The following is a 20692-nucleotide window of genomic DNA, read 5'->3' as shown; positions in this document are numbered from 1 at the left end:
ACCCAAGTGGAGAACGACACATGAAAGCATGGCTTCTGAACGACTTCGGTCTCGATAATCTGGCCCTCGGCGAGACGGGCACTCCTGACCCCAAAGCTGGCGAGCTGCTGGTGAAAGTGGGCGCGGTTTCGTTGAATTTCCGCGATAAGGCCATCGTCGATGGCTTCTATGAACCCCATCTGGTGCCCAAAGCTCTGATCCCGGTCAGCGATGCTTCAGGCACGGTCGTCGCGGTAGGTGAAGGCGTAAACCGCTTCAAGGTTGGCGACCGCGTCAATTCGCACCTCTACTCGCGCTGGCTGGATGGCGAACCGGGGCCGGATGAACCCGCCTACTGCTTTGGCATGCCCCTGCCCGGCGGCCTGGCCGAATACATGATCATTCACGAAGAAAGTGCCGTGCGTGCGCCAGACAACATGTCAGACGAAGAAGCTTCGACGCTTCCCATCGCCGCCCTGACGGCATGGTTCTCATTGGTTGATTATGGTCAGATCCAACCTGGCCAGACCGTTCTGGTGCAAGGCACCGGCGGCGTGTCGATTTTCGCTGTACAACTCGCCACCGCGCTTGGCGCCAATGTGATGGTGACCTCAAGCAGTGATGCCAATCTCGAGGCGGTGAAGAAGCTCGGCGCGGTGGCTGGCATCAACTACCGGACATATCCGCGATGGGAAGAAGAAGTTTTGAAGCTCACCAACGGCAAGGGCGTCGACCTGCTACTGGATGTCGCCGGTGGCGAGGGTTTGAACCAGTCGATTCTGGCGACCAAGGCAGCGGGGAAGATCGCGCAAATTGGCTTTCTCACCGGGCAAAGCACAACACTGAGCCTGATGCCGTTGATCTTCCGCCAGACCACCGTCCGAGGAATCGCCGTGGCACCTCGATCAGCGTTTGATCGCATGAACGCATTCCTGAACGAACACGCGATCCGGCCGGTGATTGACCAAATCTACGCGCTCGAAGATGCCCGCAAAGCGTTCGAGCATTTGGCAAGGGGAGCCTTCGGCAAAGTGGTCATCAACGTTTCCTGATTCAGCGGGTGAAACCCGGTTGCCACCATTGGGCAGATGGTGGCTGGCCCGCTCGATAGCATCAACTTATGTCGGCAATGGTCCATATGCACGATAGGTATCTATCAATGAGTCGAATATCGAAATGTCTGATCGGCTTCTGGCGATAAGCTGAGCACCCGCCACGGCCGAAAAAATCGCGCGTGCCCGCTTCTCGCTGTCTGCCGGCTCGCATACGTTGGCGGCTACCAGAAGCTTGCTCAGCCAAGCCACATTCACTTCTGCAAAGGCCTGAATTTCCTGAGTCATCTCTGCCGGCAAATTGTCAGTTTCAGCGCCCACAAAGCTGCCCAAACAGAGACGGTTATCGGCCTCCAGTGAGCGCCGAAAAATCTCGGGGAAACGACGCAGTGCGTCGAGAGCGTCTGGCGTTTCCTGAGAGATCACCTCCAGCGCCGCAGCGCCGTCTTCCCAATACCGCCTGGCGACAGCAACACCAAGATCAGCCTTGCTCGGGAAGTGGTAATAAATACTCGCAGGCTTGATTCCGACCTCAGTGGCCAGATCGCGGAAATTCAAGCCGTTGTAGCCTTGGGACTGGGCGATATTTCTTGCCGCCAGCAGGATGGCCTCTCGGGCGTTGATCGTCATTGCTTTGCCTTTGTCATTTGGCCAGGTTATCGGAAGACCGCCATACTAAATCAAAAGCCTACCTTTTGTTAGGTAGCCGCCTTCTGCATCTGGCACCGGACTTTAATGGTCCAGCTCATGCTGATGAGGCATGTTGATTACCTCCCATCATCTGAGCGTTTCGCGTTAGAAATAGCTCCGCCGGGAACGCCATGCATTGCGGTCCCGACGACTCTACTCACGCAGCACGAGGTCACTCAGACGGCGAATCCAATTCCGGAATTCCGCTGCTCCGATCAGCATATGCAGCCTGAAAGCTTGGGCGTTTCTGCCAGCGCTGCCAATAGGCGTCAATGAACTCGAAACGCTCATCCAGAGGGGTCGCGTTGACCGGGAATTTGGAGAACGCAATCGCGGTTGCCAGAGTGATGTCAGAAAAGGTTGGAGCATCGCCGCCCAGCAACCATTCGCGGCCATCGGACAGATGACGATTGACCAACGCTGCATGGGCTAACGCTTCCTTGCGACAGTGCTCGCCCCACGCCTCGTTCTTCGTCAGTTCAAGCTTGAAGCCCAACCCGGTGTGCAACACGTGAAACGCCGTCACGATCCGGTACAGGATATGCACCCAGACCCGGTTATCCCACATGTTGTCGAGCCCCTGCTCCAATGCGGTTTCACCCATGATCTTGCGACCCGGATAGGACTGATCGAGATAGCGAACGATCGCTGCCGTCTCGGAAATGAAACTGCCGTCTGCGAGTTTCAACGTGGGCGTTTCACCCCATGGATTCATATTGAGGTGACGCCACCCGCGCTGCTCCCCTCCAGGTGCCATGTCATAAATCGTTTCTTCGAACAGATCCGCGATTCCCTTTTCGTGCATGAACAAGCGCAGGCGCTGAGGGTTCGGGAAAGCCGAGGGAGAGGTGAAGAGTTGCAGTTTATCGGTCATGGTCAGCTCCAGAAGGAAGAGGGAAATCTACCTAACGTTCGTTAGGTGTAGTTGAATCTATTCCTCATTTTCCTTCCAGTCAACACCTACCTCACGATTGTTAGTCTTGCGGGTGCTGCTGATTTTCAGGCGCGCCCGACCATGAGCTCGTGGGACCAGTGACGGCGAGGTCTGACGTTGAATATGGAAAGTATTCGTAGACAAAAAACAGCGGCGCCTGCCCCCCAATTGGGAAAGCTTTAAGGTTCGGTTGGCTTGTATAACGTGACAGTGAAGTCAAGCAACTCTCGGCCAGGCGCAGTCACTCCCAGATGAAACGGCCGGGTTTTCAGGAGGCGGTTTAATCCATGGCGGGACGGATGACCCGCGCCCGCTCGTTATGCACATCATGAATCAGCTGCGCAGCCTGCTCGTCAGTCACCGCACCCTCGTGGCGGGCTTTTTCGATCCGTCCCTTGAGCGCTTCACAACTGGCCTCCAGACGCGCCCGGCTGACGTGCCGCAGGTAGCGAATAGAGTGCGTCAAAGCGTCGTGCATGATGGAGTCCTTTCGAGTCATTCGTTCAGCAGATGGCCATTCGCATCCCGCCTGGGCTGCCAGTCTTCCATCGCTTGCTCCACCTCGTCTACCAGCGCATCGAACAGCCCGGCATTGATGATGCCCAGGTCAGGCACCTGCCGCAGGTAAACGACCGTCTGCGCAGCGTGGTGCTGGGCAAACGCCCGGCTGGCCCCGTGATGGATCTACTTGACCAGTGTCGCAACGCGCCCGGCCACCACCTAGGGGGTATTGCTTCTCTCAACTCTTCTTATTGAATTCTGAGCTCTGCGTCTCGCCCAGCAATACATCAAAGGCCTCCGCTTCCAGCGGACGACTCAGGAAATAGCCTTGACCTTCTTCGCAAGCAACCGCTTTCAACAATGCGAGATGTTCGGCCGTTTCGATGCCTTCCGCCGTGACCGTCAACGAAAGCGCCTTACCCAGACCGACAATCGCCTGAACGATGGTCTGGTCGTCTTCACTCTCACCCAGGCGGGTCAAAAAGGAGCGATCTATCTTCAGGCCATCAAAGGGAAAAGTCCGCAGATAGCTGAGTGAAGAATATCCGGTACCAAAGTCATCCATGGCAATGCGAACCCCCAGGCGTTTGAGTTTGTGCATCACCTCCAAAGCACCTACAGCGTCTTCGAGCATCACACCCTCTGTAATCTCGAACTCAACGCGAGACGGTGCAATGCGGCTCTCATCGAGGGCCTGTTGTACGCGTGCAATCAGATTACCGCGCTTGAATTCAGCGGGAGAGAGATTCACTGAAACGAACAGGTGGGCCGGCCATTGCGCTGCATAGTTGCAGGCTGTCCTCATGACCCAGTCGCCCAGCGGCAAAATCAGCCCCGTTTCCTCGGCAATCGGTATGAATTTCTCGGGCGATACCAACCCTCTTTGAGGATGTTGCCAGCGGACCAACGCTTCGGCCCCTACCATCTTGCCGTCAGCAATCCTGAACCGAGGCTGGAAGTGCAACCTCAGCTCACCGTGCTTGATCGCAAATCGCAGATCACTCTCCAGGCGACGCCGCTCGATGATGCGGGCATTCATGTCACCGGCATAAAAACGCCAGGTGCTACGACCACCGGCTTTCGCTTCATAGAGGGCGATGTCTGCATAACGTAGCAACTCGGCGGCCTCTCGTGCGTCGGTCGGCGCCATCGCGATACCGATACTGGCGCTGACAAACACTTCCTGTTCATCGACTACCACAGGCATCTCGATCGACTCAATGAGACGGCGGCATAACGACTCAACCTCCTCCGGGTCCTTTGCATCGGTGAGAATCAGCACGAACTCATCCCCGCCTACCCGCGCTACCAGATCTCCGTGGCGAACACACTCCGACAGCCGAGCTGAAATGTCGTTAAGCACTCTGTCACCAGCAGCGTGTCCCAGCAGATCATTGACAGGTTTGAATCTGTCCAGGTCCAGACTGAGCATGACCAGCGGCTGCTCTTTGGTCGGCAGCGCCTTGAACTTTCCGTCCAGAAACTCTTGCAGCCTGACACGGTTTGAAAGACCCGTCAGGGCGTCGTGCTGAGATAAAAACTCAATGCGCCGACGCGCTTCGACTTCCTCAGTAATGTCAGTGGCGGTCCCGCGAAAACCGCCTTCAGGTAGCTGCCGAGCAGAAAGGCGAGTGACACGTTCCTCGCCCTGGGTATCGATGTAGCGGCAGGAGATCGTTATGTCCGGTTTGCGATTCGGGATCGACAACCACTGCGAAACCGTCCCCATCTGACTGTTGAGCAACGTGTCTATGGATACGCCGATCCAGTCCTGTCGAGAGAACGCAGTGACCGCCTCAAATCGCTCGGAAAGATAAGTGAAGCACCAGTCCTGATCAATCTCCCAGACCCAGTCTGAACTCGCTTCGACGACATCGCGAAACCGGGCCTCGCTTGTGGCCAAGGCCGCTTGGCTGCGCTGCAGCGAAAGATAGCTTTCATCCAGCGCACTTGCAGCAGCGGTGGTGCGGCGCAAGATCACCCATGCCATCAAGCAGACCAGCAAAGCAGCGAAGCCCGTCAGAGGTAATCCAAGGGCGAGAAGGCGATGCCCCGGCGTGGGCGGCGTCCAGCGCAAGGCACCGCCCTCACCGTTATCTCCAAGCGCAAAATAGGATGCCTGATGCCGTTCGGTTGGGGCGGCGACACGCAGATCTTGTACACCGTAATCCCGGCCCAGCTTAGCCAGTTTGTCGTCGGTCAGTACGTCGACAAAAATCAGCACAGACGCAGATCGATCATCGGGTTCGACCGTCGGGTCCGTGCCTGGGGTTATGGCCGCAGCGGCGACAATCGCGGGAACACCGTTCACGTTCATGAAGGAGGTTACAGGCGTCTCCTCAGATGCCACCTTTCGCGCCTGGGCAACCAAAGCGCCTGATGGCTGCCCCAGCCAGTCCTCAATCGAGATATTTTTCAGTTCACCGTCGACCACTGCATAAACGGTTCTGCCACTCTCGTCGATGACGAACAGCCCTTGGAACCCGAAGTCTGCATAGAGCGTCGCCCCGATATTCTGGCGAACATAGGCCCATTCAGGATCGACCTGTAGATGAAGGTGTTTATAAGCGTCTCCCCAGAATGCGTAGTCCTTAAGCGTCGAAGCCACGCCCCTCTCTGAGGCATGCACGGCTTTGGCGGTGTAAAAAGCGCTTTCTTCTTCCTCGGTTTTATCCAGATCCCTGGCCAGAAACAGCAACATACAGCTCGCCAGCAGGAAGACACCTATCAACAAGGCGACGAAATTAAAAAGAGAGCTGCGAGTCAGCGCAACCGTGGAGCGGTGGTTTTCCGGCTTAAGGGATTTGGGCAGATTTTTCATAATTTCCGTAGCGCATTTTTTCGAGCCATGCATACGAGTTGTATCGGCATGATGCGCTCGATGTTGAGCATGTTCGTCTTACCGTGAGGCTTGCCCCGCAACTCGAGGTCCAAGTTGATCTTGTCGGTCGCCAGCGCAAGCGCCGAAAATCCACCCTTCGAAAACCTGTCGGCAGTCCGAGGCTGAAGAGCTTTATCGGGCATTTCGGGATTTTGCGGAATCTGGATAAGGCGCTGGGAGGGGCTGAGTTGCCAATTGGCATCAAATGGGTGGCGGCCGCCCCCCACCATCGCAGGCGTCGACTGTTCGCTCGACCTGACAAATGCCCTGGTGATACCTCATCCAGATGTCCCACCCTGGCGACAACGCAGGGTTGTCGTGCCGGATCGAATTCGGGGCTCAAGTCCATCGGCCTCTGTCACAAGCCGTCGCGCGCCACCTGCAAGCTTGGGCCCTATGGCGTCGGCGGCAGTGCACCGCTTGTTTTGTCGCCTCAATCCTGCGCCGGCCCTCGCAGGTGGCGCGATCAACCGTACGTGATTCTCTTCATTCGTCATGTCTCCCCTCTCCTGCTGACAACAATGAACCTTCCTATAAAAAAAACCGTCCGCTCGATAAAGCAATCAAGTCATGTTCACAGCCCCTTCCGTATAGCCTCGACCTTATTGTCATAAAAAAATAAGGATCGACACATGCGACTGGGTTGGTATTCCGATCTTACGTCCACCGAAAAGCGTACCTATTGGGCGTGTTTCGGCGGTTTTACTCTCGACTCCATGGACGCGACGATTTTCGCGTTGATGATGCCGGTGCTAATGACAGTGCTCAGCCTGAGCAAGTCAGACGCTGGCCTGCTGGGCTCGGTTTCGCTCATCGGCAGTGCCTTGGGCGGATGGGGCGCAGGTATGCTGGCCGACCGCTACGGTCGGATCAAAGTGATGCAAGGCACCGTGCTTTGGGTGGCGGTGTTCACGTGCATGGGCGCTTTCTGTACAGGCTTCTGGAGTTTTTTGCCGGTTCGGTTCTTACAGGGCATCGGATACGGCGGTGAAGCAGTTGTTGGCGCAGTGTTGATCAGCGAGGCGATCAAACCCGCTTTACGCGGGCGCGTCGCTGCCTCGGTGCAGAGTGGATATGCCGTGGGCTATGCGATCTCTCTGGCCACTATGCCGGTATTGTTCAATTTCTTGCCGGAAGACGTCGCCTGGCGCGCATTCTTTGCCATCGGCCTGCTTCCCGCACTGCTGATCTGGTTCATCCGCCGATTGGTGCCAGAGTCCGCCGCATTCAATCAAAGCCGCAAAAACAGCAAAGGCATCGACCTCAAAGCCATCTTTGCTGCCGAGCATCGTCGAGTCACGATCATCAGCACCATTCTTGCCAGCGGCATTTTTGGCGGTGCTTACATTATGATCACCTGGCTACCGACCTATATGCGCACCGTGCTGAACCTGCCGATCGCATCGACGTCGGGCTACCTGGCCGTGAACATTATCGGTTCGTTGATTGGCCCCTTCGTCTACGGCCTGCTCAGTGATCGCATTGGCCGGGGCCGTGCGTTCATGCTGTTTCTCGTCTGTCAGGCGGTGGTGGTATCGGTGTACATGTTCGCTGACATCCATATGAGCATCATTCTGGCGCTAGGCTTGTTCCTGGGCGCGTTTCAAGGAGGATTGGCTTCCGGTTTGCCGTTGACGTTCTCGGAGCTTTATCCCACTCGCATGCGCGCCAACGGCGCCGGGTTCTGCACCAGCTTCGGTCGTGGTTTCGGGTCGATCATGCCCGCGGCAGTCGGTTTCGCATCTGTTCATATGAGCTTGCCGGTGGCCATGGGCTCATTCGCGATCGGCTCCTACTTGATCGGCTTTCTGGCCGCGCTGTGCCTACCAAATGCCACAGGGGCAGACTTGACGGCTGTGGAAGCCGCAGCGCCAGAGTCGCCCCACAACAGTAACGGCATAAGCGAAAGGTATAGCAGTACAAGCTGAACGCATTATCCCTGGGTGGCCGGTCGTGCCACCCTTTCTCTCGACAAAAAAAATAAATGTCGAGAGACCTATGAAACTACTCGCAAAGCTTTACATACAAGTCCTCATCGCAATGGCACTGGCCATCGCACTCGGTCTGCTTGCCCCCGAAATCGCAGTAAAAATGAAACCTCTCGGGACTGCCTTCATCGCGCTTCTGAAGATGCTTCTTGGGCCCATCATTTTTTTCACCGTCGTTCACGGCATCGCCCACATCGGCGATTTTCGTCGGCTGGGAAGGATTGGTATCAAGACGCTGATCTACTTTGAAGTGGTCAGCAGCCTGGCGATGGTGGTGGGTTTTACCGTGGTATCGCTGGTCCGCCCCGGCGACGGATTGCATGCTCATATGGGCGATAGCCTCGCCGCAGGCCAGGCCGCCACGGTCAACGCCGCCATGTCCAACGGCGGCTTCAGCCTGGAGCACTTTCTCCTCTCCATCATCCCCAAGACGTTTGCCTCTGCTTTCGTGGGGGGCGACATTTTGCCGGTGCTGTTCGTATCGGTGCTGGTGGGGCTCGCGCTCGCACGGTGTGCCAAGCCGGACTGGATCGGCATGCGCCTGCTGAATGAAGGTCAGACCGTCACGTTCAAGTTGTTGGCTTACATCATGCGGCTGTCCCCTCTTGGCGCTTTCGGGGCGATGGCGGCAGCTGTAGGCAGCTTCGGCTCTGAAACGCTGCTGTATTTGCTCCGCTACATCCTCACGTACTACGCCAGCGTCTTGATCTTCATCTTCCTGATCCTGGGCAGTGTTGCGGCCCTGGCCGGTTTCTCGATCCTCAAGATACTGCGAGTCATTAAAGAGGAAGCTGTGATCGCCATGGGCACTGCTTCGAGCGAAGCGGCCTTTCCCAAGCTGGTTACCAAGCTGACTCAGGCCGGTTGCGATGAAGCAGTTGTCGGGTTCGTTCTGCCCGCCGGGTACAGCTTCAACATTGATGGCGCGTGCCTTTACATGGCGTGTGGCCTGGGATTTCTGGCCCAGGCAACCGACACCGCGTTGAGCTGGGAGCAGCAGCTGAGCTTGCTCGCCGTGATGCTGTTGACCTCCAAAGGCGGCGCTGGCGCAGCGGGTGGCGCCGTCATCAAACTGGCAGCGACTCTGGAGTCGGTGCGGGTTTTACCGTTAGGGGCGCTCGGTTTGCTCTTTGGCATTGATCGCGTGCTGGCCATTGCCACATCGACCACCAATGTCATCGGCAACAGCGTCGCTGTGTTCGTGATCTGCCGGTGGGAAAAGCTCTTTGATCAGCAGCGCTTCGACGCCTGCCTGGCCCCCGATCAACCCCTATCTGAAGTCGCCCACCAGCCCCTTGAGGAAACTGCAAAATGACAACGAGCAATTCATTACAGCGCGTCGCCGTGATTGGCTTTGGCGAGGCCGGCGGGATCCTCGCCCAGGATCTGGCTGCACAGGGCGTGTCGGTGCAGATTTATGATCGTCTGCTCCACGACGCGGCCCGACGCGATGCTGTCAAAGCCAAGGCGCAGACAGCGAATGTTGAAGCTTGTGCATCTGCGGCTGCAGCTGTTCAGAATGTTCAACTGGTGATTTCGGCAGTGACGGCCGGGTCCGCTTTATCGGTGGCCACCGAGCTCGCAGAGGCGCTACAGCCAGGCCAGCTGTTCATGGACATCAATTCCGTTGCCCCCGCCACGAAGCAGGCAGCCCGAGCTGCACTCAAAGCTTGCGGCGCCCATTACATAGATGCGGCGGTGATGGCCCCAGTCCCGCCACAGCGGCTGCAGACGCCGATCTTGCTCGGCGGTACAGAGGCTGCCGCGCTTGCTCGGTGGCTCGAGCCTCTGGAGTTTAACGTTCGGGTCGTCGCCGACAGCATCGGGGTGGCATCGGCTATCAAGATGTGTCGCAGCATCATGATCAAGGGCCTTGAGGCCCTGACCACTGAGTGCCTTTCAACGGCACGACAATACAATGCCGAAGAAATGGTGCTGGCATCACTGCACAAGAGCTTCCCGGACATGGGTTGGAATGCGGCACAACCGCACTACCTGATCAGCCGGGTTGCCGAGCACGGGCGCAGGCGTGCCGAAGAGATGGAGGAAGTCGCCAAGACGGCCGCAGATGTCGGTGTAACGCCAACAATGAGCCAGGCAATTGTCGCCACACAGCGAGGACTGGTCGACGCGATGGCGGACCGGGGAATCGTTTACGCGGACCCTTTCAACTGGCAGTCCCTGGTGGACGCGCTGTACCCGTATGCGGACATCAGAGAGTTTTCCAATAAATAAAAGGGATTCCTGCTTAAACAGTTCACAGACGAAGCCTGGCCGCGTTTGATTTAAGCTTTGGCTACGAACGCGAGCCCGGGTCGGGCTGGCTGATTCGCCCCTCAATAATAAAAAGGTAAACCCATGAACAGCTCTGCCGTGGACATCAAGCAATGGATCGATGGGCGCTCCGTCACACCCTATCAATGGCTGATTCTGCTTCTGTGCTTCCTTATCGTTACGTTTGACGGGCTAGATGCCGCGATCATGGGTTTCATCGCGCCAGCGGTCATCCAGGACTGGAATATTTCCCGGACCGCCTTCGGGCCGATCATGGCAGCTGCGATGGTTGGGCTGGCGGTTGGTGCACTTGTATCGGGCCCTTATTCGGACCGTTTCGGACGTCGACGTGTGTTGCTCTTGTCGGTGGCGGCTTTCGGTATTTTCAGTGCGCTCAGCGCTGTCGCCAGTTCGCCGATGGAGTTGGCCGCATTGCGTTTTCTGACCGGCCTTGGTTTGGGCGCGGCAATGCCGAACAGTACGACGCTTTTGTCGGAGTACATCCCCCAACGCCTGCGAGGTTTGCTGATCACGTTGATGTTCATGGGGTTCGGCCTGGGTTCGGCCTCAGGCGGCTTCATCTCTGCCTGGATGGTGCCGCAACTCGGATGGCACGCGGTGTTACTGCTGGGCGGAGTTTTACCGCTGTTGCTGCTGCCGGTTCTGTACTTTCTGCTGCCTGAATCCGTAGACCTGATGATCAATCGCGGCTTTCCGCGGCCTCGGATCATGTCTGTGCTACGACGCATGGGTGGCAGCTTCCCCGACAGCGTGGTATTTGCAACGACGGCTGCCATCACCCAGAAAACCGGCAACAAGGTTCGGCGCCTGTTTGACCCCCAATATCGTGGTCGCACCCTGAGTTTGTGGTGCACTTACTTCATGGGGCTGGTGGTCATCTACCTGTTGACCGGCTGGATGCCAACCTTGATCAAAGATGCTGGCGTCAGCCTTGAGCGCGCCGCCATCATCACGGCTATGTTTCAGTTTGGCGGGCTGCTCGGCATCGTCCTTGTCGGCGCCGCGATGGATCGATTCAACCCAAAAGCGATCATTGCCCTTGCCTATATCAGCGGTGCGCTGTGCATTTTTGCCCTGGGTTTCGTCGAAGTCGGAACCACCGCCTTGGGCGCGTTGGTATTCGCCGCCGGATTCTGCATAAACGGCGCTCAAACCGGGCTCAACGCTTTTGCGCCGGGACAGTACCCCACCGACTTTCGCGCCACAGGCGTGAGCTGGATGCTGGGGATCGGACGTACGGGCGGTATCCTTGCCTCAATGAGCGGCGGCGCTTTGTTGAGTCTGGGGCTGCCCATGAATGTGATTTTCGCCGTGCTCGGCATTCCAGCGGTGCTGGCCGCTATCTCGATCATGGCAGGCCCTAAAGCGACCCCTGGCCAGTTAAACGCGCAACCGGGTCATTAACACTGTCGAGCGCGCAAAACGCGCTCGCTACCAACGTTTAATCATGGAGGCCTGACATGGCTCGAATCATAGGCGGGTTAGCCGTCTCACATACGCCGACCATCGGCTTTGCCGTCGATCATGACAAGCAGGAAGAGGCAGCGTGGGCGCCCATTTTCGAAAGCTTCAAGCCCATCAAAAACTGGTTGGCTGACAATAAGCCCGACGTGCTTTTCTACATCTTCAATGACCACGTCACATCGTTTTTCTTCGATCACTACTCCGCGTTCGCACTTGGGGTGGACGAGCGCTACGAGGTTGCCGACGAAGGCGGTGGCAAACGTGACCTCCCAGCGATTGGTGGTCATGCTGCGTTGTCGCGGCACATCGGCAACAGTCTGATGGCCGACGAATTCGACATGTCATTCTTTCGCGACAAACCCGTCGACCACGGTCTGTTTTCACCGATGTCCGCGCTCATGCCTTTCAAAGAGGGCTGGCCTGTAGACGTGGTCCCTCTGCAAGTGGGCGTGCTGCAGTTTCCGATACCGTCAGCGAAGCGATGCTACAACCTTGGCAAAGCACTGCGGCGCGCCATCGAAAGCTACCCGGAGGACTTGAACGTCGCGATAGTCGCAACCGGCGGCGTTTCGCATCAGGTGCACGGTGAACGCTGCGGATTCAACAACCCTGAATGGGACGAGCAATTCGTCGATCTGTTTGTTAACGATCCCGAGCGCCTTACCGAGATCACGCTGGCGGAGTACGCCACGTTAGGCGGCATGGAAGGTTCGGAAGTCATTACCTGGCTTATCATGCGCGGAGCCTTGTCGGCCAACGTCAATGTTCTGCACAAGGACTACTATCTGCCGTCCATGACAGGGATTGCGACACTGCTTCTGGAAAACCAGTCTCGCGAAGTCCCGGTTGACGTCTTGCAACGTCATCGCGATCACATCAACCATCAATTGGCCGGCGTGGAAAAGCTCGAGGGCACCTACCCCTTCACTCTGGAACGCAGCCACAAGGGTTATCGACTCAATCGGTTCCTGCACAACCTCATCGATCCGTCCTGGCGCGCTCGATTCCTGCAGAATCCTCAGCCGTTGTTCGATGAGCATCAACTGACGGAAGAAGAGCAGCAATTGCTTCAAGCTCGAGATTGGCGCGGGTTGATCCAGTACGGCGTCATTTTCTTTTTGCTGGAAAAACTGGGCGCCGTCGTTGGCGTTTCCAATCTGCACATTTATTCAGCGATGAAAGGCATGACCCTGGAGGAGTTCCAGAAAACCCGCAATCAGCAGGTAACGTACTCGGTGGCTGGACGCCAGCCCGCCAAAGCGACTTAATCGCCTTCGAGGACTTCCTGGGTTACTTCGCGGATTTTTTTGATGAGCGCTTCGGCGGCTGGGGAATGCAGACCGTTGGTTCGGTATATCAGCCCGATGGAACGATGAGTGTCCTGCAGCTGTAGATCCAGCCGTTGAAGTTCTCCGGACGCGATTTCGTACTCCAGCTGGTGTTCGGAAACGATCGCCAGCATGTCCGAGCGCATAAGCAGGCCTCTGATGATTGCCATATCGCCCGTCTCCACGACGGGCTCCGGTGCTTTGCGCCCGAGTTGAGCGAAATGGGTTTCCAGCAATAGCCTGGCCGGGGTGTCGGCCCGTGGAAGCACCAATCTTGCGCCGGCCAGATCATCCAGGGTAACGGCGCGGCCCAGCCAAGGGTGACCTCGGCCCGCCAGGATAACCATCTCCTCAGTGATCAGTTTTTCGCCGTGCAAGTCACTTGCGTAATCCTGCCCCCGCAGCGCTCCGAAGACGAAGTCCACATCTCCAGCGCGTAGTTCCAATGCCAGCAAGTTGAAGGGACTCTCGTTCGTGGCGATTCGAACGCCGGGATGGTCGGCCAGCAGCCGCACGAAAGCCTGCGGCAGAATGCGTGTTCGCCCCAAAGGCAACGCGCCCACAGTGACCAAGCCTTGCAGCGAGCCCTTGATCATTGCCACATCAGCCCGAATGTGGCGCAAATCGTTCAATGCCCGGCGTATCGGATAGAGGATCTCGGTGCTCGCTCGTGTGGGCCGAAGGCCCCTGGCGGTTCTTTCGAACAACGGCTTACCCGCGCCGTTCTCGAGCATTTTCAGTGCAGCACTGATGGCTGGCTGCGTGAGATTGAACGACCGCGCGACCGTCTGCATGTGTTGCGTTTCGCACAACTTCACAAAAATCTGCAGGCGGCGGGTATTCAAAAGATACAGGGGCTCATGAGGCGCATGGCCGATCATCGTCGGAATTGACTCAAGTTCGACCATGACCCTTCGCGCCCGAGGCAGGATGGCTTTGCCGTAGGGCGTGAGCAGCATGCCGCTGGCGTGCCGCTCAAACAGCGGAACGGTGAGGCTTTGTTCGAGATCGCGGATCGCGCGGGTGACGACCGATTGCGCGCGGAGCAATCCATCGGATGCCCGCGACACGCTCCCCTCGTCGGCGATGCGGATAAACGCCCGGATCTGCATCAAATGTGGAAGAGCTGTCTCAGACATCGTCGCCTCACTGCTGTAAGAATCCCCAATAAAGAAAACGTATGGGTACACCAGCCTTACGCATTAGTCCCTTCTTGGCAAGCCTGTCAGCATCTGTGAAAACCAATAAGGGAGCCTGCCCCGTCATGAATAATCCATTGCAAAAATCCGCGCTGGTTGTCAGCGCCCACTCAGCAGACTTCGTCTGGCGCGCCGGTGGAGCCATCGCGCTGCACGCTGCACAAGGTTATGCCATGCACATCGTGTGCTTGTCGTTCGGCGAACGAGGCGAATCCGCGAAGCTTTGGCGCAAGGGCGCCGAGATGACGGAGAGCAAGGTCAAGGCCGCACGACGAGAAGAAGCTCAAGCGGCAGCTGACATTCTGGGCGCCACCGTCGAGTTCTTCGACATCGGCGACTACCCGATGCGAGCCGACACAGACACCCTCTTGCGTCTGGCCGATGTGTTTCGCAAGGTACAGCCCGAGTTTGTCTTGAGTCACTCGCTCAAAGACCCTTACAACTACGATCATCCGCTGGCGATCCATCTGGCCCAGGAAGCGCGGATCATTGCCCAGGCTGAAGGCTACAAGCCCGGCGAAAAAATCGTCGGCGCTCCTCCCGTCTACAGCTTCGAGCCGCACCAGCCAGAGCAATGCGAGTGGAAGCCCGACGTGCTGCTGGACATCACATCGGTGTGGGACAAGAAGTACGCTGCGATCCAGTGCATGGCCGGCCAGGAACACTTGTGGGAGTACTACACCCGGGTGGCGTTGCAGCGTGGCGTGCAAGCCAAGCGCAACATCGGCATCACGGCTGCCAAAGACATCATTTACGGTGAGGGTTATCAAAGTATTTTCCCTCGTGTCACGGAGAATCTGGGATGAGCAACCTGGTAGGCAAGACTGGCATCGTGGTGCGTAACATCGAGCGAGGCGACGCGGCCCTTATCGATGAACTGACTCGCTATGGCGTGGCTACGGTTCACGAGGCGCAGGGCCGCAAAGGCCTGCTTGCGTCAGAGATTCGCCCTGTTCAGCACGATATCGCCATGAGCGGATCCGCCGTCACGGCGCTCGTCGCCCCCGGCGATAACTGGATGTTCCATGTGGCCGTTGAGCAATGCAAGCCGGGGGACGTGTTGGTCGTGACGCCAAGTTCACCCTGCACCGACGGTTTCTTCGGAGACCTTCTCGCAACCTCGCTCCAGGCTCGCGGTGTTCGCGGTTTGATCATCGATGCAGGTGTTCGAGATACCCGAACATTGCGTGAAATGGGCTTCCACGTCTGGTCTCGAGCCGTGCATGCACAGGGAACCATCAAGGAAACGCTGGGGTCAGTGAACATTCCCGTGGTCTGCGCCGGGCAACTGGTCAATCCAGGTGACGTGGTGCTGGCGGATGATGACGGCGTTGTCATCGTACGCCGGGAAGAATTGCAGCGTGTCGTCGACAGCAGTCGCAAACGGGCCGACCTCGAAGAGCAAAAGCGTCTACGTCTGGCCGCGGGCGAATTAGGGCTCGATATCTACAAGATGCGTGAGAAGCTGGCCGAGAAAGGCCTCAAGTATTTCGACAATGTTGAGCAACTGGAGGACTGATTGATGGCTCAAGCCCGTATCCCCTGCTTGCTGATCCGTGGCGGCACCTCCAAAGGTGCTTACTTTCTGGCCGAGGATCTGCCTGCCGATTCTCAATTACGTGACAGTGTGCTGCTGGCTGCGATGGGTTCGCCCGATGTGCGGCAGATCGACGGAATTGGCGGCGCGGATTCACTGACCAGCAAAGTGGCGATCATCCGTCGTTCCCGTCGGCCAGGTGTGGACGTCGATTACTTGTTCGCTCAGGTGGCTGTGGGCGAGGCACGCGTCGATTACGGGCAAAACTGCGGCAACATTCTCTCTGGCGTAGGCCCTTTTGCCATTGAGCGCGGGCTGGTCGCCATTCAGGGAGAACAGACCGCGGTCAGAATTTTCATGGAAAACACCGGGCAGACGGCAACCGCGATTATTCAGACGCCAGACGATGCTGTGAACTACGACGGCGATATCAGGATCGATGGCGTCCCGGGGACAGCAGCCCCGGTTGTTGTCGAATTTGATGATATTGCGGGCTCAAGCTGTGGGGCATTGCTGCCCACAGGCAACCCTGTCGATCAACTGGACGGCGTACAGGTCACATGCATCGACAACGGCATGCCTGTCGTTCTGATCCGTGCAACCGATTTGGGCTGCACAGGCTATGAAAGCTGTGCCGCCCTCGATGCCAACGCCTATCTGAAACGCCGCATCGAGGTTATTCGGCTGCAGGCTGGCATCCGGATGAATCTGGGTGATGTCACTCACCGCACAGTGCCGAAAATGGTTCTGATCGCGGCTCCTGTCGCTGGAGGGGCTATCAGCAGCCGCAGCTTCATCCCGCATAAATGTCATGTCTCTATCGGTGTCTTCGGCGCGGTCAGCGTCGCGTCCGCTTGCCTTATCAAGGGCACCGTTGCTGATGGCCTCGCACGCACGACGGATCTGGCTGAGCAGCAGTTGTCGGTTGAGCATCCTACCGGCGAATTCAGCGTGCGTTTGCGGCTGGACAATGGCGAACTCGCCGGATGCGGCTTGGTGAGAACCGCCCGGTTATTATTCGATGGTCATGTGTACGTGCGCCAATCAGTGTTCAGTGCTGCAGTTGAGAATGACAAGGGTGAATCAGCATCGACCTGATCCGACGCAGTGTGGCCCCTCTATCGAGTGGCCCGCTCTCCCCCGCTAATTTTTAAATCATCAATAAAGAAAAAGCATGGGCGCACAAGCTGAACGCATTAGGCGACCGCTCACTGTCATGCGAATCTCGGTCACAGAATAAAAAATACCGAGAGCACCATGAAACTACTCGCGATATCTCCTCTACCCTCGCTATTGCTGACAGTCTCCCCCCAGGCGTCTCGACGCAGGCATCCCCACATTTCCGGACGTTGACGAAGACTCGCACGAACTTCTTCCTCCAATAAGGAGCAATTAGTTACGGAAAACCGTGCATAAAAACTAGAAGCTGAGACAACGGCAGCCATCAGGCCCAGCACTCTATCGACTGACACTAAAAACAAAAACTTACAGCCTGTAGCGAGACAATAACAATGAGAAACGGTCTGACCACTTTCACCAAAAACGCGGTTCTGGCGAGCATGGGTTATGCGGGATGCGTAGCCGCTGTAAATGCTGAAGGTTTTGTAGACGATGCGAAGGTGAATCTCAACCTGCGCAACTTCTACATGAATCGAAACTTTGTCGACAACGGCCCTTCGGAGGCCCTCCCCGGGACAACGAAACGCGGTCAAGCGGCTGAGTGGACGCAAAGCTTCATCCTCGATGCACGGTCTGGGTTCACTCCCGGCACAGTCGGATTTGGTGTGGATGCGCTAGGTCTGTACTCCATCAAGCTCGACGGAGGCAGAGGCACTTACGGCACACAACTGCTGCCCACTCACGACGGGAACACCCCAGCTGATGATTTCGGTCGCCTTGCGGTCGCGGGCAAGATGAAAATCTCTAAAACCGAACTGCGAATCGGCGAATGGATGCCGCTGTTGCCAATCCTGCGCGCAGACGACGGTCGCTCACTGCCTCAAACGTTGGAAGGCGCGCAGATCACTTCAAAGGAAATCCCCGACGTGACGCTGTATGGCGGCCAGTTCCGAGGAAACAGCCAGCGCAACGACGCTAGCATGGAAAAGCTCTCACTCAACAACGCAGGCACTGTTGTACACGGCAAGAACACCATTGAGTCTGACCATTTCAACTTTGCAGGAGCCGAGTACACCTTCAACAGCAAGAGGACCATGATCGGAGCATGGTATGGCCAGCTCGAAGACATCTATCACCAACAGTATTACCAGCTTGTTCACAGCCAGCCGCTGAGCAATGACGTGACGCTTGGCGCCAACATCGGCTATTTCATCGGTGATGAAGACGGCGCAGCACTCGCAGGCAATCAGGACAACCATACTTTTTCCGGCCTGTTTTCGTTAAGAACAGGCGCCAACACCTTCATGATCGGTCTACAGCGTGTCGCTGGCGATGCAGCCTGGCAGCGCATAACCGGAGCCAGTGGCGGAACACTGGCCAACGACAGCTACGGCTGGAGTTACGACGGCGCAAAGGAGCGTTCATGGCAATTGCGACATGACTATGACTTTGCGGGGCTTGGCGTGCCGGGACTCACGATGATGAACCGTTTTATCAAAGGCACCAATGTGCATACAGCAACGGTCGACGATGGCGAAGACAGAGGTCGGGAAACCGAGCTGGCTTATGTCTTACAAAGTGGCACGTTCAAATCCCTGGTCGTACGGTGGCGTAATTCCACGTTGCGCCGCAACTATGGAAACACCAACAGTTTTGACGAAAACAGGTTGATCGTGAGTTATCCGATATCGATCTTGTGAAACAGTTCGAGTACGCTGCGGGCATCTATCAATCTGGGTAATCCCATCCTTGCCGCGCTTGATCCACACACTCACCAGCCGGTGGGCGTATCGGTCGATCTCGCCAACGAACTGGCCAAGCGCCTGGGCGTGCCGTTGCAACTCGTTGCGGTAACATCGGCGGGCGCCTCGGTAGAGAACGTTGAGCAGGACAAAGCCGATATCGGGTTCTTTGCAATCGATCCAAAACGCGGGCAGATCATCGAATTCACAAAGCCCTACGTGCTGATCGAGGGCGTGTATGCGGTACGCAATGACTCACCGATCGTCAGCAACGCACAGGTTGATCAGTCGGGTACTACCGTTGCGGTCAGCAAAGGCAGTGCCTACGATTTATTCCTGAGCCGGGAGCTGCACCACGCAACCATAGTGCGGTTGCCAACTTCGCCCGGGATTGTGCAGGGTTTTGTGGATCATCATCTGAGCGTTGCTGCCGGCATCCGTCAACAGCTGGCCAAAGATGCCGCCAAGGCAGGCGGAATGCGTTTGCTCGACGAGCACTTTATGGTGATACGTCAGGCCATGGGTCTGCCCAAGGCCAAAGGTGCCGAAGCAGCGCAGTACCTGGCGGATTTTGTAGAGCAAATGAAAGCATCGGGGTTTGTCGCCGCTGCGTTGGCTCGGCACCGTATCGAAGGCGCGGGGGTGGCGGGCAAGGACGACTAGGTCCGCGGCGCCTCCTCGCCTGCGCGAGACCCATTGTTTTCGCCGTCTGCCATCCGCCTTGCACAGGTCGGCATGCACATCTCTGGTTTCGATGTGCATGCGCGGACGCGGAACAGGGTGTCAGGCGATAGTCACTGCGTTCCTCAGCTCGGCGACGGCTTGGGCAGTCACCTCACCTCGGCACTGCAGCCCACCCCTGAGACCTCGTGTTTATCGAAACGGACGCTCCTGGAAACCTGTCGCCGATCTTGCTGAACCATCATCAGTTGTTCAACTGCTCGACCAGCGCCTTGTTGAACCCTACAGGGTCCTCCATCTGCGGCGCGTGCCCTTTGCCAGGGAACTCAACAAGGCGCGAACCAGGGATCATCTTTGAGGCCTGCTTGCCCAGCACGTTGTAGTGTCCAATCTTGGCTTTGACGTCCTGCGGTGCGATGTCGCTGCCAATGGCCGTCGTGTCAGCATCACCGATCATCAACACCGTCGGCACCTTGAGATTGGGCAACTCGTAGTAAACGGGCTGAGTGAAAATCATGTCGTAGATGAGCGCTGAGTTCCACGCCACCCGCTCATGGCCAGCCCCCTTGTTCAGGCCAGCCAGCATATCCACCCAGCGGTCGTATTCAGGCTTCCAGCGGCCAACGTAATAGGTGCTCTGCTCATACTTGCGAATGCCTTCGGCGTTGACCTTGAGCTCGCGTTGATACCACTGATCGACGCTGCGCCACGGCACACCCAAAGCCTTCCAGTCTTCCAGGCCGATCGGATTCACCAGCACTAGCTTCTCCGTGTCTTGCGGATATTGCAGGGCGTAACGAGTACCGAGCATGCCTCCGGTTGAGTGGCCGACGATTACTGCCTTGGCAATACCCAGACTGCCGAGCAAAGCGTGGGTGTTGGCTGCAAGCTGCTGAAAGCTGTACTGGTAGCTGGCCGGCTTGGTGGATGTACAAAAACCGATCTGGTCTGGCGCTACCACCCGATAACCAGCACCCGCCAAAGCCTTGATACTGTCATCCCACGTCGCCCCACAAAAATTCTTGCCATGCAGCAGCACGGCGGTTTTACCGTTAGCTTGGCCAATGGGGGCAACGTCCATATAGCCCATGCTGAGCGTCTGGCCTTGGGAGTCAAAGCTGAAACGATGAACAGGATAGGGATAGTCGAAACCCTGGAGCTCTTCACCGTATACGCCGCCAGTGCCGGTATCGGCAGCCGCATTGTCGATGACGGCCAAGGCAGGCGCCAGCGCACAGACAATCGCAAGGGTTGAAGTTTTTAGTCTGGACATGGGTGCTCCTCTGAAAAAACACAGCGTTG

Annotated in this window: 17 protein-coding genes; 11 read left to right on the top strand and 6 right to left on the bottom strand. The window is 57.2% G+C overall.

All coding sequences use genetic code 11. The features are described from left to right. Positions 1 to 20 precede the first annotated feature (20 nt). Entirely contained in the window at positions 21 to 1031 is a 1011-nt protein-coding gene (locus BWR59_RS02565) for an NAD(P)-dependent alcohol dehydrogenase (RefSeq protein WP_081564085.1), read from the top strand. Positions 1032 to 1097: 66 nt separating this feature from the next. Here BWR59_RS02565 and BWR59_RS02560 read toward each other — a convergent pair whose 3' ends face one another. The 4 genes from BWR59_RS02560 to BWR59_RS02545 form a co-directional block, all read right to left on the bottom strand. After that, positions 1098 to 1661 carry a TetR/AcrR family transcriptional regulator gene (locus tag BWR59_RS02560; RefSeq protein ID WP_081564084.1) on the bottom strand — a complete coding sequence of 188 codons (564 nt, stop codon included), beginning with the start codon at positions 1659 to 1661 and terminating at the stop codon, positions 1098 to 1100. A 232-nt stretch (positions 1662 to 1893) separates the two neighbouring features. Continuing rightward, complete coding sequence (locus tag BWR59_RS02555; RefSeq protein ID WP_081564083.1) at positions 1894 to 2595, bottom strand: glutathione S-transferase C-terminal domain-containing protein; 702 nt, start codon at positions 2593 to 2595, stop codon at positions 1894 to 1896. Positions 2596 to 2935: 340 nt separating this feature from the next. Further along, positions 2936 to 3133 (bottom strand): hypothetical protein, encoded by a 198-nt coding sequence (locus tag BWR59_RS02550; RefSeq protein WP_081564082.1) that lies wholly within the window; start codon positions 3131 to 3133, stop codon positions 2936 to 2938. A gap of 261 nt (positions 3134 to 3394) precedes the next feature. Next, positions 3395 to 5977, bottom strand: coding sequence for an EAL domain-containing protein (locus tag BWR59_RS02545; protein WP_081564081.1), 2583 nt, complete (start codon positions 5975 to 5977; stop codon positions 3395 to 3397). Between the two features lie 692 nt (positions 5978 to 6669). On the opposite strand from BWR59_RS02545, the gene BWR59_RS02535 reads away from it, so the two are divergent. The 5 genes from BWR59_RS02535 (at position 6670) to BWR59_RS02515 (ending at position 13052) form a co-directional block, all read left to right on the top strand. Then, positions 6670 to 7965 (top strand): MFS transporter, encoded by a 1296-nt coding sequence (locus BWR59_RS02535; protein WP_081564079.1) that lies wholly within the window; start codon positions 6670 to 6672, stop codon positions 7963 to 7965. Positions 7966 to 8035: 70 nt separating this feature from the next. Beyond that, positions 8036 to 9340, top strand: coding sequence for a cation:dicarboxylase symporter family transporter (locus BWR59_RS02530; RefSeq protein ID WP_081564078.1), 1305 nt, complete (start codon positions 8036 to 8038; stop codon positions 9338 to 9340). Further along, positions 9337 to 10260, top strand: coding sequence for an NAD(P)-dependent oxidoreductase (locus BWR59_RS02525; protein ID WP_081564077.1), 924 nt, complete (start codon positions 9337 to 9339; stop codon positions 10258 to 10260). Before BWR59_RS02530 ends, BWR59_RS02525 begins: the two co-directional genes overlap by 4 nt. 123 nt (positions 10261 to 10383) lie before the next feature. Continuing rightward, positions 10384 to 11724 carry an aromatic acid/H+ symport family MFS transporter gene (locus BWR59_RS02520; RefSeq protein WP_081564076.1) on the top strand — a complete coding sequence of 447 codons (1341 nt, stop codon included), beginning with the start codon at positions 10384 to 10386 and terminating at the stop codon, positions 11722 to 11724. Positions 11725 to 11780: 56 nt separating this feature from the next. Next, positions 11781 to 13052, top strand: a complete 1272-nt coding sequence (locus BWR59_RS02515) for a gallate dioxygenase (RefSeq protein WP_081564075.1) — start codon at positions 11781 to 11783, stop codon at positions 13050 to 13052. Here the strand turns inward: BWR59_RS02515 and BWR59_RS02510 are convergent. Continuing rightward, positions 13049 to 14251 carry a LysR family transcriptional regulator gene (locus BWR59_RS02510; protein WP_081564074.1) on the bottom strand — a complete coding sequence of 401 codons (1203 nt, stop codon included), beginning with the start codon at positions 14249 to 14251 and terminating at the stop codon, positions 13049 to 13051. The genes BWR59_RS02515 and BWR59_RS02510 overlap by 4 nt on opposite strands. A 125-nt stretch (positions 14252 to 14376) precedes the next feature. On the opposite strand from BWR59_RS02510, the gene galB reads away from it, so the two are divergent. The 5 genes from galB to BWR59_RS02485 all read left to right on the top strand — a co-directional run bounded on the left by galB (position 14377) and on the right by BWR59_RS02485 (position 19372). After that, positions 14377 to 15117: a 4-oxalmesaconate hydratase gene (gene galB / locus BWR59_RS02505; protein WP_081564073.1), complete on the top strand. Its 741-nt coding sequence runs from the start codon at positions 14377 to 14379 to the stop codon at positions 15115 to 15117. Then, the gene (locus BWR59_RS02500) at positions 15114 to 15830 is read left to right on the top strand and encodes a 4-carboxy-4-hydroxy-2-oxoadipate aldolase/oxaloacetate decarboxylase (RefSeq protein WP_081564072.1); all 717 of its coding nucleotides are present in this window, start codon (positions 15114 to 15116) and stop codon (positions 15828 to 15830) included. The genes galB and BWR59_RS02500 overlap by 4 nt, the downstream gene beginning before the upstream one ends. Positions 15831 to 15833: 3 nt before the next feature. Beyond that, entirely contained in the window at positions 15834 to 16946 is a 1113-nt protein-coding gene (locus BWR59_RS02495; RefSeq protein WP_081564071.1) for a 4-oxalomesaconate tautomerase, read from the top strand. Positions 16947 to 17407: 461 nt separating this feature from the next. Beyond that, positions 17408 to 18667: an OprD family porin gene (locus BWR59_RS02490; RefSeq protein ID WP_230981958.1), complete on the top strand. Its 1260-nt coding sequence runs from the start codon at positions 17408 to 17410 to the stop codon at positions 18665 to 18667. An 81-nt stretch (positions 18668 to 18748) separates the two neighbouring features. Further along, positions 18749 to 19372, top strand: a complete 624-nt coding sequence (locus BWR59_RS02485) for a transporter substrate-binding domain-containing protein (RefSeq protein WP_218191130.1) — start codon at positions 18749 to 18751, stop codon at positions 19370 to 19372. 262 nt (positions 19373 to 19634) lie between these two features. Here BWR59_RS02485 and BWR59_RS02480 read toward each other — a convergent pair whose 3' ends face one another. Next, positions 19635 to 20663 (bottom strand): alpha/beta hydrolase, encoded by a 1029-nt coding sequence (locus tag BWR59_RS02480; protein WP_081564068.1) that lies wholly within the window; start codon positions 20661 to 20663, stop codon positions 19635 to 19637. Positions 20664 to 20692: the final 29 nt, after the last annotated feature.

Origin of the sequence: Pseudomonas sp. Bc-h, from assembly GCF_002080045.1 — a bacterium.
Lineage (GTDB): Bacteria > Pseudomonadota > Gammaproteobacteria > Pseudomonadales > Pseudomonadaceae > Aquipseudomonas.
This window is presented reverse-complemented; position numbering and strand designations above follow the sequence as displayed.

What these genes read in the sequence shown, in the direction of transcription:
- BWR59_RS02565 (WP_081564085.1), top strand. Translation starts at nt 21, where the DNA reads ATGAAAGCATGGCTTCTGAACGACTTCGGTCTCGATAATCTGGCCCTC.
- BWR59_RS02560 (WP_081564084.1), bottom strand. Translation starts at nt 1,661, where the DNA reads ATGACGATCAACGCCCGAGAGGCCATCCTGCTGGCGGCAAGAAATATC.
- BWR59_RS02500 (WP_081564072.1), top strand. Translation starts at nt 15,114, where the DNA reads ATGAGCAACCTGGTAGGCAAGACTGGCATCGTGGTGCGTAACATCGAG.
- BWR59_RS02510 (WP_081564074.1), bottom strand. Translation starts at nt 14,251, where the DNA reads ATGTCTGAGACAGCTCTTCCACATTTGATGCAGATCCGGGCGTTTATC.
- BWR59_RS02550 (WP_081564082.1), bottom strand. Translation starts at nt 3,133, where the DNA reads ATGCACGACGCTTTGACGCACTCTATTCGCTACCTGCGGCACGTCAGC.
- BWR59_RS02495 (WP_081564071.1), top strand. Translation starts at nt 15,834, where the DNA reads ATGGCTCAAGCCCGTATCCCCTGCTTGCTGATCCGTGGCGGCACCTCC.
- galB (WP_081564073.1), top strand. Translation starts at nt 14,377, where the DNA reads ATGAATAATCCATTGCAAAAATCCGCGCTGGTTGTCAGCGCCCACTCA.
- BWR59_RS02530 (WP_081564078.1), top strand. Translation starts at nt 8,036, where the DNA reads ATGAAACTACTCGCAAAGCTTTACATACAAGTCCTCATCGCAATGGCA.
- BWR59_RS02545 (WP_081564081.1), bottom strand. Translation starts at nt 5,977, where the DNA reads ATGAAAAATCTGCCCAAATCCCTTAAGCCGGAAAACCACCGCTCCACG.
- BWR59_RS02480 (WP_081564068.1), bottom strand. Translation starts at nt 20,663, where the DNA reads ATGTCCAGACTAAAAACTTCAACCCTTGCGATTGTCTGTGCGCTGGCG.
- BWR59_RS02490 (WP_230981958.1), top strand. Translation starts at nt 17,408, where the DNA reads ATGGGTTATGCGGGATGCGTAGCCGCTGTAAATGCTGAAGGTTTTGTA.
- BWR59_RS02555 (WP_081564083.1), bottom strand. Translation starts at nt 2,595, where the DNA reads ATGACCGATAAACTGCAACTCTTCACCTCTCCCTCGGCTTTCCCGAAC.
- BWR59_RS02525 (WP_081564077.1), top strand. Translation starts at nt 9,337, where the DNA reads ATGACAACGAGCAATTCATTACAGCGCGTCGCCGTGATTGGCTTTGGC.
- BWR59_RS02520 (WP_081564076.1), top strand. Translation starts at nt 10,384, where the DNA reads ATGAACAGCTCTGCCGTGGACATCAAGCAATGGATCGATGGGCGCTCC.
- BWR59_RS02515 (WP_081564075.1), top strand. Translation starts at nt 11,781, where the DNA reads ATGGCTCGAATCATAGGCGGGTTAGCCGTCTCACATACGCCGACCATC.
- BWR59_RS02535 (WP_081564079.1), top strand. Translation starts at nt 6,670, where the DNA reads ATGCGACTGGGTTGGTATTCCGATCTTACGTCCACCGAAAAGCGTACC.